Source organism: Streptomyces sp. NPDC015661, assembly GCF_043077765.1.
Classification (GTDB): Bacteria; Actinomycetota; Actinomycetes; order Streptomycetales; family Streptomycetaceae; genus Streptomyces.
This window is the reverse complement of the sequence record NZ_JBIBST010000003.1, coordinates 314322-330255: the sequence shown is the minus strand read 5'-3', so window position 1 is coordinate 330255 and position 15934 is coordinate 314322. Positions and strand designations below refer to the sequence as shown.

Annotated in this window: 12 protein-coding genes; 6 read left to right on the top strand and 6 right to left on the bottom strand. The window is 72.7% G+C overall.

Features of this window, described 5'->3' with window-relative positions; genetic code table 11:
* The first annotated feature begins 23 nt into the window (after positions 1 to 23).
* On the top strand, positions 24 to 1787 hold the full coding sequence (locus ACF07V_RS09955) for a phosphatidylglycerol lysyltransferase domain-containing protein (RefSeq protein WP_392152858.1): 1764 nt from the start codon (positions 24 to 26) through the stop codon (positions 1785 to 1787).
* Positions 1784 to 2497, top strand: a complete 714-nt coding sequence (locus ACF07V_RS09950) for a hypothetical protein (RefSeq protein WP_392152856.1) — start codon at positions 1784 to 1786, stop codon at positions 2495 to 2497. The genes ACF07V_RS09955 and ACF07V_RS09950 overlap by 4 nt, the downstream gene beginning before the upstream one ends.
* Here ACF07V_RS09950 and ACF07V_RS09945 read toward each other — a convergent pair.
* Positions 2434 to 3201 carry a hypothetical protein gene (locus ACF07V_RS09945; protein ID WP_392152854.1) on the bottom strand — a complete coding sequence of 256 codons (768 nt, stop codon included), beginning with the start codon at positions 3199 to 3201 and terminating at the stop codon, positions 2434 to 2436. The genes ACF07V_RS09950 and ACF07V_RS09945 overlap by 64 nt on opposite strands.
* Before the next feature lie 67 nt (positions 3202 to 3268).
* Between ACF07V_RS09945 and cobS the strand changes: the two genes are divergently transcribed.
* Positions 3269 to 4033 carry an adenosylcobinamide-GDP ribazoletransferase gene (gene cobS, locus ACF07V_RS09940; protein WP_392152853.1) on the top strand — a complete coding sequence of 255 codons (765 nt, stop codon included), beginning with the start codon at positions 3269 to 3271 and terminating at the stop codon, positions 4031 to 4033.
* Here the strand turns inward: cobS and ACF07V_RS09935 are convergent.
* Genes ACF07V_RS09935 through ACF07V_RS09915 form a run of 5 tightly spaced genes read right to left on the bottom strand, consistent with a single transcriptional unit; the run spans position 4030 to position 10599 of the window.
* Positions 4030 to 4827, bottom strand: coding sequence for an endo alpha-1,4 polygalactosaminidase (locus ACF07V_RS09935; RefSeq protein WP_392152851.1), 798 nt, complete (start codon positions 4825 to 4827; stop codon positions 4030 to 4032). The genes cobS and ACF07V_RS09935 overlap by 4 nt on opposite strands.
* On the bottom strand, positions 4824 to 5444 hold the full coding sequence (locus ACF07V_RS09930; protein ID WP_392152849.1) for a spherulation-specific family 4 protein: 621 nt from the start codon (positions 5442 to 5444) through the stop codon (positions 4824 to 4826). The genes ACF07V_RS09935 and ACF07V_RS09930 overlap by 4 nt, the downstream gene beginning before the upstream one ends.
* 7 nt (positions 5445 to 5451) lie before the next feature.
* Positions 5452 to 6939, bottom strand: a complete 1488-nt coding sequence (locus ACF07V_RS09925) for a hypothetical protein (protein WP_392152847.1) — start codon at positions 6937 to 6939, stop codon at positions 5452 to 5454.
* On the bottom strand, positions 6936 to 8462 hold the full coding sequence (gene pelF, locus ACF07V_RS09920; RefSeq protein ID WP_392152846.1) for a GT4 family glycosyltransferase PelF: 1527 nt from the start codon (positions 8460 to 8462) through the stop codon (positions 6936 to 6938). Before pelF ends, ACF07V_RS09925 begins: the two co-directional genes overlap by 4 nt.
* Positions 8463 to 8496: 34 nt before the next feature.
* A complete protein-coding gene (locus tag ACF07V_RS09915; RefSeq protein WP_392152844.1) occupies positions 8497 to 10599 on the bottom strand; it encodes a hypothetical protein in 2103 nt (700 codons plus the stop codon).
* A 304-nt stretch (positions 10600 to 10903) separates the two neighbouring features.
* Here ACF07V_RS09915 and ACF07V_RS09910 point away from each other — a divergent pair, with 304 nt between their 5' ends.
* From ACF07V_RS09910 to sucB, 3 genes are all read left to right on the top strand, one after another.
* Positions 10904 to 12412 carry a leucyl aminopeptidase gene (locus ACF07V_RS09910; RefSeq protein ID WP_392152843.1) on the top strand — a complete coding sequence of 503 codons (1509 nt, stop codon included), beginning with the start codon at positions 10904 to 10906 and terminating at the stop codon, positions 12410 to 12412.
* Between the two features lie 279 nt (positions 12413 to 12691).
* Positions 12692 to 14080 carry a dihydrolipoyl dehydrogenase gene (gene lpdA / locus ACF07V_RS09905; RefSeq protein ID WP_189802175.1) on the top strand — a complete coding sequence of 463 codons (1389 nt, stop codon included), beginning with the start codon at positions 12692 to 12694 and terminating at the stop codon, positions 14078 to 14080.
* A gap of 62 nt (positions 14081 to 14142) precedes the next feature.
* On the top strand, positions 14143 to 15903 hold the full coding sequence (sucB, locus tag ACF07V_RS09900) for a 2-oxoglutarate dehydrogenase, E2 component, dihydrolipoamide succinyltransferase (RefSeq protein ID WP_392152841.1): 1761 nt from the start codon (positions 14143 to 14145) through the stop codon (positions 15901 to 15903).
* The last annotated feature ends 31 nt before the right edge of the window (positions 15904 to 15934 follow it).

The following is a 15934-nucleotide window of genomic DNA, read 5'->3' as shown; positions in this document are numbered from 1 at the left end:
AGTGCCCCATATGATCGCTTTTCATGGGAGAAGTCCGCTTGTCTGCCGAAGCAGCACCCCGGGGCACGACCGCCCGCTCGCGGCGCAGCGCCGCGTTCGCCGTCTGGTACCTGCGTGTCGTCACGTTCATCAATTTCCTGAGCGCCGTCTGGGTCTCGTTCGGGCAGGACCTGCGCCGCCACAACGAGGACAACTACTTCACCCCGTACATGCTCACCGCGGGCTTCGCCTCGGGGGTCTTCACGCTCTTCCTCGCGATCACCATGCGGCGCCGCAAACGGGCCGCGTGGATCCTCAACATGGTGCTCGGCGGCCTCTTCCTGCTGCTCTTCGCCCTCGTGATGCTGTTCCCCGAGATCCGGCAGCACGCCCAGAACTGGATCTCGCTGATCCTCACCGCCGCGTTCGTGCTCGCGCTGCTGCTCGGCCGCAAGGAGTTCTACGCCAAGGGCGACCGCTCCAACCCCAGGCTCGCGGCGGGGGTGGCCGTGGGCGGACTGCTCGTCACCTCGCTGCTCGCCGCCGTCCTGGTGACCGTCACCAACGAGTCCACCGGCCACTCCACCTTCCTGGAGCGCTGGAAGTACGGCGTGATGCGGCTGATCACGCTGGCCTCCGACAGCTCGGGGGTCGCCGGGATCAGCACCCCCGGCTGGGTCGACGTCACCATCAACGTCATGTCCACGCTGCTGCTCTTCGCGGTGCTCTTCGCCGCCTTCCGCTCCCGGCGGGCGGTCGACCCGCTGACCGAGGAGGACGAGGACCGGCTGCGGGTCCTGCTCGACAAGCAGGGCGAGCGCGACTCCCTCGGCTACTTCGCGCTGCGCCGCGAGAAGAGCGTGGTGTGGTCGCCGAGCGAGAAGGCGGCCATCGCCTACCGGGTGGTCGGCGGGGTCTCGCTCGCCTCCGGCGATCCGATCGGCGACCCCGAGGCCTGGCCGGGCGCCATCGAGCCCTGGCTCGCCGAGGCCCGCGAGCACGGCTGGATCCCGGCGGTGATGGGCGCGAGCGAGGAGGCCGGGGTCATCTACGCCCGGCACGGTCTGGACGCCCTGGAGCTGGGCGACGAGGCGATCGTGGAGACCGACGAGTTCACCCTGGACGGCCGGGCCATGCGGACCGTCCGGCAGGCCTTCAACCGGGTCAAGCGGGCCGGGTACGAGGTCCGGATCCGGCGCCACGAGGACATCCCCGCCGACGAGATGGCCGAGCTGCTCCGCAAGGCGGACGACTGGCGCGACGGGGCCACCGAGCGCGGCTTCTCGATGGCGCTTGGCCGGCTCGGCGACCCCCGGGACGGCCGCTGCGTGATGCTGGAGTGCACCGACGACCGGGGCGAGCTGCGGGCCCTGCTCTCCTTCGTCCCCTGGGGGCCGAAGGGGCTCTCGCTGGATCTGATGCGCCGTGACCGGGACTCCGAGAACGGCCTGATGGAGTTCATGGTCATCGAACTCCTGCAGCGCGCCAAGGAGATCGGGATCACTCAGGTCTCGCTCAACTTCGCGATGTTCCGCTCCGTCTTCGAACGTGGCTCGAAGCTCGGGGCGGGACCCGTGCTGCGTCTGTGGCGCTCACTGCTCAGTTTCTTCTCCCGCTGGTGGCAGATCGAGTCGCTGTACCGCGCCAACGCCAAGTACCGACCGATCTGGGAGCCCCGATTCATGCTCTTCGAGAAGAGTGCGGACCTGCTGCGCATCGGCCTCGCCGCCGGTCGGGCCGAGGGCTTCCTGGAGGCCCCCGGTCTGCCGAAGTGGCTGCACCGCAGGCATCTGGAGAGCAGCCGTTGAGACACGCCGCAAGGGAGTTCGCCCGCCGCGAGTGGGGGCCGCTGTTCACCACCGTACGGACGGCACTCCTCACGAAGAGGTGGAGGGCGGCTCCCCTGACGCTGGGCGCCGTCTGCCTCACCTCCCTCTTCCAGATCGTGCAGAACCAGGACTGGGGCTATCAGCCGGTCCAGGACATCGGTTCCGTACGGGCCGAGGACCCGCTGTGGCTCTCGCTGCTCCGGACCCCGCTCTCGCTGTTCGTCCCCGCCCTCGACCTGCCGGTGTGGGGCGCCCTCGCGCAGGTGCTGCTGGTGTTCGGGATCGCCGAGATCTGCATCGGGCGGTGGCGGACGCTCGGCATCGCGTACCTCGCCACCCTCGCCGGCACGCTCTACGCGCGCGTGGGCATCGCCCTCGGCCCGGACAGCCCGTTCGGGCTGCCCGCCTCCGACGCGCAGGTCGTCGACACCGGCCCGTCGGCGGCCGTGGTCGGCCTCGCCGTGTACGTCTGCTGGCGCTACCGGGCGTACTGGACCGGCGGGCTCGTGGTCGTCGCGATGGTCGTCGAGGTGTTCGTCAAGGCGAACCTGGCGGGCAAGGAGCACCTGGCGGCGATCGCCGCCGTCCTCGTCCTGATCGCCGTCCGGGTCCGCCGCGGGCGCGGTCAGGACGGCGGTGTCGAGCCGCGCCCGGGGACGCGCTCCTGGAAGCCGCCGATCAGGTCCTGAAGGCGGCGCCGGACCTTGGTCCAGCGCCTGTCGTGGCGGTACGTACGGATCCGGGAGCGGGCCCTGGCCCGGTGGCGGCTCCGGTAGAAGCGCCGGGACCACCAGGAGCCGGGACGGGCCAGGCGGACCGCCCCGACGATCGCCACGAACGGGACCAGGGCCCCGAACACGGCCATCCGGAACTTCCCCTTCACCAGGGTGATCAGGACGAGGAGGAAGTTCAGCGCGAGGCTGAGGATGAAGGTGACCCGGTCCTGGCGCTCCTCGGTGGTCATGTCGTTGACGCCGAGCGGCGAGAAGCCGCTGAGCGTGAGTCCCACGAGGGCCGTGGTGAGCACGACCACCTCGACGCTCTTGCGGCCGTCCTCGGACCAGTACACGTCGTCGAGATGGAGGATGAGCGCGAACTCGTCCAGGACGAGCCCCACGCCGACCCCGAAGACGACCGCGAAGACCGCCGCGCCGACGCCGTGCCGGCTGCTGCCCACCGCGCCGAACCCGCCGAGGACGGTGAGGACGACACCCGGTACGACGTGATGGATGTGGACGCCTCCGGAGGAGACGTTCCGGAAAGGTCCCTTCCCCGCCCGGATGAGCCGGGTGACGGTGCGGGTGACCAGGAATGTCAGGACGAAGGAGGTCAGAGCGAGCAGCATCGGGAGCTTGCCCGGCTCGACGATGTTCCGGGAGAACCAGTGACCCATGCCACCCACTTCCGATATGCGCGGTATGCGCAATCTACCGTCCGGAGACGGCGATTACCCTGCCCGGATGGACGGCCTGCGTTTCGCCTTCGGGACCCTCACCGTGTTCCCCGCCCGCATCACCCGCTGGGACCGGGACGCGGCGCGCGCCGGCATGCTCTCGGCCCCGCTCGCCGGGCTGGTCGTCGGGCTCTGCTCCGCCGCGGCCGGCGGTCTCTTCCTGCTGCTCGGCTCGGGCCCGCTGCTCGCGGCCGTCGCCGCCACCGCCGTCCCCGCCCTGCTCACCCGGGGCCTGCACCTCGACGGCCTCGCGGACACCGCCGACGGCCTGGGCAGCGCCAAGCCGGCCGAGGACGCGCTGCGCATCATGAAGCAGTCGGACATCGGCCCGTTCGGCGTCATCGCCCTCGTCCTGGTCCTGCTCGCCCAGGTCGCGGCGCTGTACGAGCTGTACGGGGAGGGCTGGGCGCACGGCACCGTCGCCGCCGCCCTCGCCGCCACCGTCGCCCGCCTCGCCCTCACCCACGCGTCCCGGCACGGCGTCCCGGCCGCCCGCCCCGAGGGCCTCGGGGCGATCGTCGCCGAGACGGTCCCGACCCGGTCGGCGACCCTCACCACCGCCCTGGTCCTCGTCCTCTGCGCCGCGACGGGCCTCCTGCTCTCCCCGTACGACGCCGTCCGCTCCGTCCTCGCGGCCGGTGCGGGCCTCGGTGCGGCGGCGCTGCTGCTCCGCCGGTGCGTGCGGCGCTTCGGCGGGGTGACGGGCGATGTGTTCGGCGCGGTGGAGGAGACGGCGACCACGGCCGTGCTGGTCGCGCTGACGCTGGGCTAGCAGGGTTGGCGCCAGACCCCCAGCTCGTACCGCTTCCGCATGGAGCTGAGGCCCAGTTTCCGGGCCTGGGGGCAGAACTGGTCCGTCGTCAGCTCGTACTCGACGTGGAAGACGGCCTTGCCCGCCGCCACGAACGGGGCGAGACGGCCGCATTCGTCGTATTCGGCGCACTGCTCGTTGACCGCGAAGTCGAAGTCCGGGAGCAGCTTCGGGATCTGGTCCAGGTCGTTCTTGAGGCCGACCGCGAGGCCCCGGTCGTGGGCCATGGTCGCGATGAGGCGGTTGTAGCGGAGCTGGTCGGCGGCGGTGAGGGGGAAGCCGGTGCGGTTCTTGTAGCCGTCCATGTTGTCGGGTTCGACGGCGTCGAAGCCCTTGTCCCGGCACATGTCGAGGCGCTTCGCCATGAGGGGTCCGAGGAGGTCGGTGCGGCGGATGTCGAGCCAGCGCTCGCCCTCCCAGCCGTTGCCCTTGCCGAGGAGGGCCTTCGGGAAGCGGTCGGCGTCGGGGCGGAAGTCCTCCCAGGCGCCGGTGGAGACGTAGCAGATGACCTTGCGGCCGCGCCGGTGGAGGTCGGCGACGGTCGACGCCGGGTGGTCGAAGCCGTCGATGTCGTACACCGGGACGTCGACGGCCGGGTCGAGCCGGCCGCTGAGCTGCCACTGCCAGGCGAGGCCGGGCGCCGGGCGCCAGCGCTGCTCCTCGGTGGTCTTCGGGTCGGGGCCGGGGTCGGGGGCCGCCGTACAGGCCGTGGCCAGCAGGAGGAGCCCCGCGAGCAGCGGCAGCGGTCGTCTCATCGGGCGGGCTCCAGGAGGTGCGGAAGGGTGCCCCAGGGGTGCGCGCCGGTGCCGGGGACGGCGCAGTGCACCGGGGTGGCCGGACGGACGCCCGCGGGGGCGGCGTACACGAGGTGGCAGTAGTGGGCGGCGACCGGCAGGTCGAGGGTCCGGTAGGTGTCCCAGGGGCCCTCGAAGGTGACGAGGAGGTCGGCCTGGGCCTCGTATCCGGGGTCGGGGTGGGCCCCGTGGTTGAAGACGAGGGTCGCGGCCCCGGCGGCCCGGGCGGCGACCGCGATGCGGCGGTAGTGGGCGAGGGCCGCGGGCGCGGTCGCGACCTGGTCCAGGAAGGCGCCGTCGGCGCCGTACCAGTCGCGGTGGCGGACCAGTTCGGCGACGACCTCGGCGTGCGGGCGGCGGCCGTAGGCGGTGTCCACGTAGCCGAGGACCCGCACCCCGGCGGCCCGCAGCCGCCCGGCGGCCTCGGCGAACGCCGGGTCGGGCGCGGCACCGGCGCCGCTCGCCGGGTTGAGGACGACGCCGTACAGGGACGGCGCCGCGTCGACGAGGGCCGACCAGGCCCCGGGGCGTTCGGCCGGGTGCTCGTAGTACGGCACCAGGAGGGAAGGGACGGTCATGACACCTCTAGGCGCGGTGGGCGGTCGGTCGTACCAGCAGGACACAGGTCAGGGCGGCGAGCACGGCGGCCGCTCCCCCGGCGGCCACCGGGCCCGCCACCGGCTCCACGGTCTGCGCCGCCGCCGCGAGCAGGCAGACGGTGGCGGCGCTGAGCACCGCGCCGAAGGCCTGGAGCAGCAGCCCGAGCCAGAGCACGGTCCCGATCAGGAGCAGGGTGACCAGGCGCGGGAGGGTCGGCCAGGGCGCCCCCGGCCAGACGAGGGTCGCGGCGAGCGCGAGGGCGAGGAGCACGGTGAGGTAGCCGCCGAGGCAGAGCACGAGGGTGCCGGTGACGGCCCGGCGGAACTCGCGGGCGGTGGTGAGGGTCCGCAGCCGGGTCAGGCTCCCGTCCCGGAAGCGGTGCAGGAGCCATTCGGCGGGGCCCATGGAGAGGGTGAGCGCGATGACCGCCCCCGCCCCGCTCACCAGCGTGTCGCCCACGCCCGCGTGGAGGACGAGAAGGCCGCTGCCGAGGCCGAAGAGGCCGTACGGCAGGGAGGCGGCGCGCGGGGGTCCGCCCCGGCCCGACGCGCCCCGGCTCAGGCCGGGGCGGAGGACGAGCCCGGCGAAGACGACGGAGGCGGTGAGCGAGGCGAGGAGCAGCGCGGCGCGCAGGCCGTCCGGCAGGTCCCAGCGGAAGGCGGGGACGGCGCCGGTGAGCGGCAGCAGGGCGCAGAGCAGGGCCCGTTCGCGGCCGAGGACGAGGAGCACGGTCGCGGCGGCGAGGTAGAGCGACTGTCCGGCGGCGAAGACGGCCGCGGGGGTCTCGCCGGGCGCGGCGCTCGCGAGGGCGACGGCCGTACCGGCGAGGGCGCCGGCCGGGGCGCCGGCGAGGAGGGCTCGGGCGGCGGCGGGCCGGTCGCCGAGCCCGAGCCAGGTGTACGCGCGGTGGGAGAGGGCCTGGTTCCACACCCAGCCGGTGACGGCCCCGGCGAGCAGCGGGATCGTCCCGGCGGGGAGCCCGAACCGGCCGTGCCCGCCGGCGAGCAGCGGTGCGGCGAGCACGTACGCGAGGCCGGGGAGCGCGAAGACCAGCCCGCGCAGCAGACAGCCGGCGAGCTCGCCGTACCAGGCGCCGGAGGACGGCGCGGTCGGTTCGGGGTGGCGCCGCTCCACGCGCGCGTAGAGGTCCTCGGCGAGGGAGAAGGAGTCGGCGCGGCCGTAGGTGAGCCGGATGTGCTCGTCGGTCATGCCGTCGGACTCGAGGATCGCGGCGATCTCGTCCGGGTGCACGGCGACGGCGACGAACCCGTCGAGCCGCCGCGCGAGTTCGTCGAGCGGATCGGCGGCGAGCCCGGCGCCGGCGGGGGCCGGGGGGTGCCCGGCGCCGGCGGGGGCCGTGGGGTGCCCGGCGCCGGCGGGGGCCGGGGGGTGCCCGGCCGGTTGCCGTGGGCGGGGGATCGCCGGAAGCGGGGTCTCGGTCCTCGGGGGTTTCAGCCAGAGGGAGGCGCTCATGCCGGGGTGCCTCCTGGGACGAGGGCCGGGGTGGTGCGGCGCGGGGAGGGGATTCTCAGGCGGAGGGGTTCCTGGGGCGGCAGCGGGGCCGGGCGGGCGCCCGCCAGTTCGCGGTAGATCTGGCGGAAGCCGTCCACCGAGCGGTGCAGCGTGAACTCGTCGATCACCCGCTGCCGGGCGCGGCGGCCGAGTTCGGCGCGGCGGGCGCCGTCCCGGAGGAGTGCGGAGACGGCGGCGGCCATGACGGCCGGTTCGCGGGGCGGGACGACGATCCCGGTGTCGCCGACGGCCTCCCGTACGCCTCCGACGTCCGTGGAGACGGTGGCGCGGCCGCAGGACATGGCCTCGATGAGGGAGAAGGGGAAGCCCTCGCTGATCGAGGAGAGCATGACGACGCTGCCGGCCGCGTAGGCCGAGGGGACGTCGCTGATCCGGCCCTCGAAGGACACTCCGTCGGTCACGCCCAGTTCGGCGGCGAGCTTCTCCAGACGGGTCAGGTAGTCCTCGTTCCCGGCCGGGACCGGGCCGAACAGGCGGAGCCTGAGCGAGGGGAGTTCGGCGCGGCAGATCGCGTACGCCCGGATCAGGGTCTCCAGGTCCTTGATGGGGTCGACACGGCCGCACCAGCTGAGGGTGGGGGTCTCGGGCTCGGGTCCGGCGTCGGGGAAGAGGGCCGGGTCGACGCCGTTGTAGACGGTGCGGATGCGGTCGGCGGGGGCTCCGCCGCGCTCCTCCCAGCGCCGGTTGTACTGGTTGCAGGGGGTGATGAGGTCGGCCTTGCGGTAGCCGAGGGTGTTGAGCTCGCGGTAGAAGCCGAGCATCAGGGCCTTGACGGGCCAGCGCTGTGCCTCGGTGCGGTAGCCGAGGTAGCGCTCGCGGAGGTAGATGCCGTGTTCGGTGAGCAGGAAGGGCACCCCTTCGAAGTGCTGCGCGGCGAGGGCGGGCAGTGTGGCGAGACCGCTGGAGACGGCGTGCGCCACGCCGCCGCCGGCTATCCGGGCGGCGAGCGGACGCAGGGCGTGTTCGAGCAGGTCGGTGGCGGTGAGCGCGTCGTGGACGGTGGGCCGGGCCGCGAGGGTGGGCAGGTGCGGCATGGTCCAGATCCACATGAGGGAGCGCAGGGCGGGCTCGGAGCGGAGGGCGGCGGTCAGCCGTCCCTGCCGGGCGAGTTCGGCGAGTTCGTACAGGCCGGTGCCGAAGTCGCAGCCCGCCTCGGGGTCGAGGAGGGCGAGCAGGAGGCGCTCGTACGCGTCGAGGAAGCGGCGGCGTTCGCGCCCCCGCAGGGGCCGGCGCACGGCCGGACCCTGCGGCGGTCCCCACAGGGGGTACGCGGTGTGCCGGGTGACGTTGGGCGGCAGCTCCCAGGTGACGGGTTCGCGGCCGCTGCCGGTGAGGGCGAGGATCTCGAAGTCGACCTCCGGCATGCCACGGACGAGCTGGTCGCACCAGGTGCTGACGCCGCCGTGGACATGCGGGTAGGTGCCTTCGGTGAGCATGGTGACGTGACGGCCACTGCTCGGCATGAGCGGGTTCCCCCCAGGACGTGCTGGTCAGGCGTCAGGCGGTCGGGAGCGTGAGGGTGACGGCGGTCTGGAGCAGTTCGGGCGTGGTCCAGGCGGAGCGGGTGCCCGCGTAGGGCGCCCCGAAGGCGGTGGTGCCGAGCAGGAGCTTCTTGCGGGTGCCCTCGGGTGCGGTGACGGGCACGGTGACGCCGGAGGGCGCCTTGATCGTGACCGTGGTGCCGATGCGGTAGGCGGTGACCTTTCCGGCGGCGACGGCCTGGTCCCAGGCGGTGCGGCGGCTCAGTTCCGTGCCGACGTCCTTCTGGGCCGGGTTCACCAGGGGCGCGTTCGCCGCGAACAGGGCCCGGTAGTCGGCGAGTACGCGGTCGAGGACCGGGTAGAGGAGCCGCTCCTCGGCGAGGTTGGACTGGTGCACGTAGTGCGGCCGGGGGTCGTTGCCCAGGACGTGGGAGAGGGCGGTGCGGGCCTCCTGCGGCACGATGTGGCCGGCGTAGCCGGTGGCCGTGGGGAGCGGGGCGGGCAGGCAGGTGGAGGCCGGGTTGGACTCGCAGATCCCGCTGCCGCCGTCGGCGCGGGAGGTGTAGATCCAGTTGTACTCGTCGGCCATCTCGGCGGCGGTGCCCACGTTGTAGTAGACGTTCATCGGGTGGCGGGGCACGGTCTTCGCGGTGCCGGTGCCGACGGCCCGCTGCTGGGGCTCGCGGGAGTTGTCGCTCGCGGTCCACTTCACGCCGTTGTCGGCGAGGGCGCCGGCGAGGTTGGGATTGTCGACGGGCTGCTGGGGCAGGGTCCTGAGGCCGGAGTGCTCGCCGGTGACGAGTTCGGAGCGGTCGACGGAGATGCCCTTGCCGACGGCCCAGTCGTGGTTGTTCCGGATCTGGCCGGAGAGCTCGGAGCGGCTCACCCAGAGGGTGTTGCCCGCGGTGTCCTTGGCGCACTGCCAGGGGACGACGCTGTTGTCCTGGACGCAGCCGAGGAAGGGGTGGGTGTAGGTGTGGTTGATCCACCGGTACTGGGCGCGGTCGGCGAGCAGTTGGGCCGTGAGCGCGTCGGTGCCGCCGTGCTCGGTCTTCCACTGCTCGCCCTGGCCGCCGTTGTAGACCATGTCGAGCGTGAAGCCGGAGGCCTTCTGCCAGGCGGCGGCGTACTGGGCGTCGGCGGCGGTCATACGGATGGGGTTGACGCCCTCGCCGTCGTCGCCGACGCAGTCGAAGTCGCCGGGGGTGCAGTTGAGCGCGGGGTCCCAGCGGGCGTCGGGGGCGAAGACGTCGTCGACGTGGACGGAGAGGTAGTTGCGGCTCTGGCCGAGGTGGACGCCCTGGGTGAGCCAGTCGACGATGCCGCGGGCGAGGGCGCGGAACTGCCGCTGGTACTGGTTGTAGGCGAAGGTGACGACGAGTTCGCGGCGCCCGTCGGCGGCGTACTCGCCGACGAGGCTGGCGCGGCCGCCGCCGTCGACGGGGATGTCCAGGTAGCTGGTGTAGCCGGCGCGGGGGCGACCCGCGTAGCCGTAACTCTCGGAGATCGAGGGGTCGTTGTCCTCGAAGGTGAGCGCCCCGGCGAGGTACCGGAAGGGGCCCGACTGCCCGGCGGCGGTGACGCCGGCCTGGCGGCCGTCGAGGACGCCGGACCAGCCGCCCTGGTCGGTGTAGTCGAGGCCGACGCCGGGGTGCGACCAGGTGTAGGCGTCGACCTGCGGGATCCCGAAGGTCCGCTCGTACGCCTGGAGGGTGGTGGCCTCGGCGGAGTCGGGGCCGAAGGCGCTCTCGTGGGGCAGGACGACGCCCTGGTACTTGGCGCGGGGCCGCCCGTCGACCGTGTCGCTGAGGAAGGCCGTGTCGAGGACGGGCCGGTTCGGGTCGTTCAGGTCGATCCTGCGGTACGGGACGCCGGAGCCCTTCAGCTCGGCGGTGATCGCCCCGACCGCGCTGCCGCCGTCGTCGACGACGAGGACGGTGAGGTCCACGCGGGGCGCGGTCGCGGCGACCGCCTGCGCGGAGGGGACGACGGTGGCGAGCAGCGCGGCGGCGGCCAGGACGGCGATCCTGCCCGCACGAGGACCCGTACGGGGCGCGGTGCGGGCGCCGGCGGCGGTGCGGGGCGCGGTTCTGGGCGTACGGATTCGGCCGGAGTCCATGCTTGGTGTCCCCCCTCGACGGGCTCCGCCCGAACCGGCGGAACGCGTGGAGATGTCGCAGATGAGGCGAAGAACGGTGTGTCGTCCTTGCGTGAATGAGGCGAGTGTGACCGGGCGACAGAGGCCGGAAGGGTAAACATGAAAGAGACACCACGGATGAGTGAATCCCCGCCGCCGTGAGCGAACCGGGCGAGCGAGCGTAGGCTCGTTCTCGGCGCTCTCCGGGCCGAAATACGATGCGGCGGGCACGGTCGGCCCATCCCTCGACCGCCACAGAACTCAATGGAAGCGAGATTTCACCACCGTGACTGCTCTCACTCTCAGCACTGCCGGCGCGGCGACGCTGCGCGCCGACGCCCTCGTCGTCGGCGTCGCGAAGTCCGGGAAGGCGCTCGTCGTCGCCCCGGGCGCCGAGGCCGTCGACAAGGCCTTCGACGGCCGGCTCGCCGCCGTCCTGGAGACCCTGGGCGCCTCGGGTGCCGAAGGTGAGGCGACGAAGCTGCCCGCCCCCGCCGGTCTCAAGGCCCCCGTCGTCCTGGCCGTCGGCCTGGGCGAGGCCCCCGAGGACGGCGCGTCCTTCGCCGGGGAGACCCTGCGTCGCGCCGCCGGCACCGCCGCCCGCACCCTGACCGGCTCGAAGAAGGCCGCGTTCGCGCTGCCGATCGCCACCGCCGAGGACGCCGCCGCCATCGCGGAGGGCGCCCTGCTCGGTGCGTACGCCTACACCTCGTACCAGGAGAACGGCAAGGACGCGAAGAAGCCCCTCGCCGAGGTCGCCCTGCTCGGCGCCAAGCCGCGCGACAAGGCCCACAAGGCCGCCGCCGAGCGCGCCCAGGCCGTCGCCGAGGAGATCAACCGCGCCCGCGACCTGGTCAACCAGCCGCCGAACGACCTGTACCCGGCCACCTTCGCCGCCGCCGTGCAGGCCGCCGGCAAGGAGCACGGCCTCAAGGTCCAGGTCTTCGACGAGAAGGCGCTCACCAAGGGCGGCTACGGCGGCATCCTCGGCGTCGGCAACGGCTCCGTGAACCCGCCGCGCCTGGTCCGCGTCGCCTACACCCACCCGAAGGCGGAGAAGACCCTCGCCCTGGTCGGCAAGGGCATCACCTACGACTCGGGCGGCATCTCCCTGAAGCCGGCCGGCCACAACGAGACGATGAAGTGCGACATGGCCGGCGCCGCCGCCGTGTTCTCCTCCGTCGTCGCCGCGGCCCGTCTCGGCCTGGAGGTCAACGTCACGGGCTGGCTCGCCCTCGCGGAGAACATGCCGTCCGGCTCCGCCACCCGCCCGGGTGACGTGCTGAGCATGTACAGCGGCAAGACCGTCGAGGTCCTGAACACCGACGCCGAGGGCCGGCTCGTCCTCGCCGACGCGCTCACCAAGGCCTCCGAGGAGCACCCGGACGCGATCGTCGACGTGGCGACCCTGACCGGCGCCATGGTCCTGGCCCTCGGTGACCGCACCTTCGGCATCATGGCCAACGACGACGAGTTCCGGACCGCGATCCACGAGATCGCCGAGGAGGTCGGCGAGCAGTCCTGGCCGATGCCGCTCCCCGCGGACCTGCGCAAGACGATGGACTCCCCCACCGCCGACATGGCGAACATGGGCGTCCGGATGGGCGGCGGCCTGGTCGCCGGTCTCTTCCTGCAGGAGTTCGTGGGCGAGGGCATCACCTGGGCCCACCTGGACATCGCGGGCCCGGCCTTCCACGAGGGCGCCCCGTACGGCTACACCCCGAAGGGCGGCACCGGCTCCTCGGTCCGCACCCTGGTGAAGCTGGCCGAGCGCACGGCGGCCGGCGAGCTCTGATCCACCCCGTGACAGGGAAGGCCCCGGGCTGCGTGCCCGGGGCCTTCCCTGTTCGCCGACGACGAAATCCGTAGGTTCGTCCGTGCCCGTGACCCCGCCGTACGGACGATCGGCCGTCTCAGACCACGGCCCCGCGTCCCGTCGTCCGTCAACAAGTGCGAAGATGGGTTCTCGGCAGGACAGGGCCCCCACCACAGGGCCGAAATAAAGCGGCCGGACACCAGCCGCCGCCAGGTCGTCGACGACCGGCGACGAGCGCACATGCATGGAGGACGTGACGTGGCGAACGACGCCAGCACCGTTTTCGACCTAGTGATCCTCGGCGGCGGTAGCGGCGGTTACGCCGCGGCGCTGCGCGGAGCGCAGCTGGGCCTGGACGTCGCACTGATCGAGAAGAACAAGCTCGGCGGCACCTGCCTGCACAACGGCTGCATCCCGACGAAGGCCCTGCTCCACGCCGGCGAGGTCGCCGACCAGGCGCGCGAGGCGGAGCAGTTCGGTGTCAAGGCCTCTTTCGAGGGCATCGACATCAAGGCCGTGCACAAGTACAAGGACGACGTGATCTCGGGCCTGTACAAGGGCCTGCAGGGTCTCGTCGCCTCCCGCAAGGTGACCTACATCGAGGGCACCGGCCACCTGTCCTCCCCGACCTCCGTCGACGTGGACGGCCGTCGCGTCGAGGGTCGTCACATCCTCCTGGCCACCGGTTCCGTGCCGAAGTCCCTCCCCGGCCTGGAGATCGACGGCAACCGGATCATCTCCTCGGACCACGCCCTGACCCTGGACCGGGTCCCGGAGTCCGCGATCATCCTGGGCGGCGGCGTCATCGGCGTCGAGTTCGCCTCGGCGTGGAAGTCCTTCGGCACCGACGTCACGGTCATCGAGGGCCTGAAGCACCTGGTCCCGGTCGAGGACGAGAACAGCTCGAAGCTTCTTGAGCGCGCGTTCCGCAAGCGCGGCATCAAGTTCAACCTCGGCACCTTCTTCCAGTCCGCCGAGTACACCGACAGCGGCGTCAAGGTCACCCTGGCCGACGGCAAGACCTTCGAGGCCGAGGTCCTCCTGGTCGCCATCGGCCGCGGCCCGGTCTCCGCCGGTCTCGGCTACGAGGAGCAGGGCGTCGCGATGGACCGCGGCTACGTCCTGGTCGACGAGTACATGCGCACCAACGTGCCGACGATCTCGGCCGTGGGCGACCTCGTCCCGACGCTCCAGCTCGCGCACGTCGGCTTCGCCGAGGGCATCCTCGTCGCGGAGCGCCTGGCCGGTCTGAAGACCGTCCCGATCGACTACGACGGTGTGCCCCGGGTGACGTACTGCCACCCCGAGGTCGCCTCCGTCGGCATCACCGAGGCCAAGGCCAAGGAGATCTACGGCGCGGACAAGGTCGTCGCCCTGAAGTACAACCTCGCGGGCAACGGCAAGAGCAAGATCCTCAAGACCGCGGGCGAGATCAAGCTCGTCCAGGTCAAGGACGGTGCCGTGGTCGGCGTCCACATGGTCGGTGACCGCATGGGCGAGCAGGTCGGCGAAGCACAGCTGATCTACAACTGGGAGGCGCTGCCGGCCGAGGTCGCGCAGCTCATCCACGCCCACCCGACGCAGAACGAGGCGCTCGGCGAGGCCCACCTGGCCCTGGCCGGCAAGCCTCTGCACTCCCACGACTGACTCTCACGTCATCACAGGGCGCGACGACCACTTTCCGCAATTCGTTAGGAGCAACTGAAACCATGTCGGTTTCCGTAACCCTGCCGGCGCTCGGCGAGAGCGTCACCGAGGGCACCGTCACCCGCTGGCTCAAGGCCGAGGGTGAGCGTGTCGAGGCCGACGAGCCGCTGCTCGAGGTCTCGACCGACAAGGTCGACACCGAGATCCCCGCCCCCGCCTCGGGCATCCTGGCCTCCATCAAGGTCGCCGAGGACGAGACGGTCGAGGTGGGCGCCGAGCTCGCCATCATCGACGACGGCACGGGCGCCCCGGCCGCCGCTCCGGCCCCCGCCGCCGAGGCCGCCCCGGCCCCGGTCGCCGCCCCGGCGCCGGTCGCCGAGGCCCCGGCCGCTCCGGCCCCCGTGGCCGAGGCCCCGGCCGCCGCCCCCGCCGGTGCCGCCCAGGGCACCGACGTCGTCCTGCCGGCGCTCGGCGAGTCCGTCACCGAGGGCACCGTCACCCGCTGGCTGAAGTCGGTCGGCGAGACCGTCGAGGCCGACGAGCCGCTGCTCGAGGTCTCCACGGACAAGGTCGACACCGAGATCCCCGCCCCCGCCTCCGGCGTTCTCCTGGAGATCGTCGTCGCCGAGGACGAGACCGCCGAGGTCGGCGCCAAGCTGGCCGTCATCGGTGTCGCGGGTGCCGCTCCCGCCGCCGCCCCGGCCCCGGCCGCTCCGGCCCCCGCCGCCGCTGCCCCGGCTCCGGCCGCCCCGGCCGCTCCGGCTCCGGCCCCCGCGCCGGTCGCCCCGGCCGCTCCGGTCGCCGCTCCGGCTCCGGTCGCCGCCGCCCCGTCGATCGCCCCGGCCGTCGTGACCCCGGTCCCGGCGACCCCGGCTCCGGCCGCCCCGGCCGAGGACGGCGCGTACGTGACCCCGCTGGTCCGCAAGCTCGCCACCGAGAACGGTGTCGACCTGGCGTCCGTCAAGGGCTCCGGCGTCGGCGGCCGCATCCGCAAGCAGGACGTCCTCGCGGCCGCCGAGGCCAAGAAGGCCGCCGCTGCCGCTCCCGCCGCCGCTCCGGCCGCCGCCGCCGCGCCGAAGACCCCCGCCCTGGAGGTCTCCCCGCTGCGTGGCCAGACGGTCAAGATGACCCGCATGCGCAAGGTCATCGGCGACAACATGATGAAGGCGCTGCACGGCCAGGCCCAGCTGTCCTCGGTCGTCGAGGTCGACATCACCAAGCTGATGAAGCTGCGCGCCCGCGCCAAGGACGCGTTCGCGGCCCGTGAGGGCGTCAAGCTCTCCCCGATGCCGTTCTTCGTCAAGGCGGCGGCCCAGGCGCTGAAGGCCCACCCGGTCATCAACGCCCGGATCAACGAGGCCGAGGGCACCATCACGTACTTCGACTCGGAGAACATCGGCATCGCCGTGGACTCCGAGAAGGGTCTGATGACCCCGGTCATCAAGGGTGCGGGCGACCTGAACATCGCCGGCATCTCCAAGGCCACCGCCGAGCTGGCCGGCAAGGTCCGCGGCAACAAGATCACGCCGGACGAGCTGGCCGGTGCGACCTTCACCATCAGCAACACCGGTTCGCGCGGTGCGCTGTTCGACACGATCATCGTCCCGCCGAACCAGGTCGCCATCCTGGGCATCGGTGCCACGGTCAAGCGTCCGGCCGTCATCGAGACCGCCGAGGGCACCGTCATCGGCGTCCGCGACATGACCTACCTGACGCTCTCCTACGACCACCGTCTGGTGGACGGCGCCGACGCCGCCCGCTACCTGACGGCCGTCAAGGCGATCCTGGAGGCCGGCGAGTTCGAGGTCGACCTCGGTCTGTAAGGCACGGGGCCGAAAGGCAACGTAACGAGCC

Coding starts and splice junctions, on each gene's coding strand:
- pelF (WP_392152846.1), bottom strand. CDS start 8,462: ATGCCGAGCAGTGGCCGTCACGTCACCATGCTCACCGAAGGCACCTAC.
- ACF07V_RS09955 (WP_392152858.1), top strand. CDS start 24: ATGGGAGAAGTCCGCTTGTCTGCCGAAGCAGCACCCCGGGGCACGACC.
- ACF07V_RS09915 (WP_392152844.1), bottom strand. CDS start 10,599: ATGGACTCCGGCCGAATCCGTACGCCCAGAACCGCGCCCCGCACCGCC.
- ACF07V_RS09935 (WP_392152851.1), bottom strand. CDS start 4,827: ATGAGACGACCGCTGCCGCTGCTCGCGGGGCTCCTCCTGCTGGCCACG.
- ACF07V_RS09930 (WP_392152849.1), bottom strand. CDS start 5,444: ATGACCGTCCCTTCCCTCCTGGTGCCGTACTACGAGCACCCGGCCGAA.
- ACF07V_RS09925 (WP_392152847.1), bottom strand. CDS start 6,939: ATGAGCGCCTCCCTCTGGCTGAAACCCCCGAGGACCGAGACCCCGCTT.
- cobS (WP_392152853.1), top strand. CDS start 3,269: ATGGACGGCCTGCGTTTCGCCTTCGGGACCCTCACCGTGTTCCCCGCC.
- ACF07V_RS09945 (WP_392152854.1), bottom strand. CDS start 3,201: ATGGGTCACTGGTTCTCCCGGAACATCGTCGAGCCGGGCAAGCTCCCG.
- sucB (WP_392152841.1), top strand. CDS start 14,143: ATGTCGGTTTCCGTAACCCTGCCGGCGCTCGGCGAGAGCGTCACCGAG.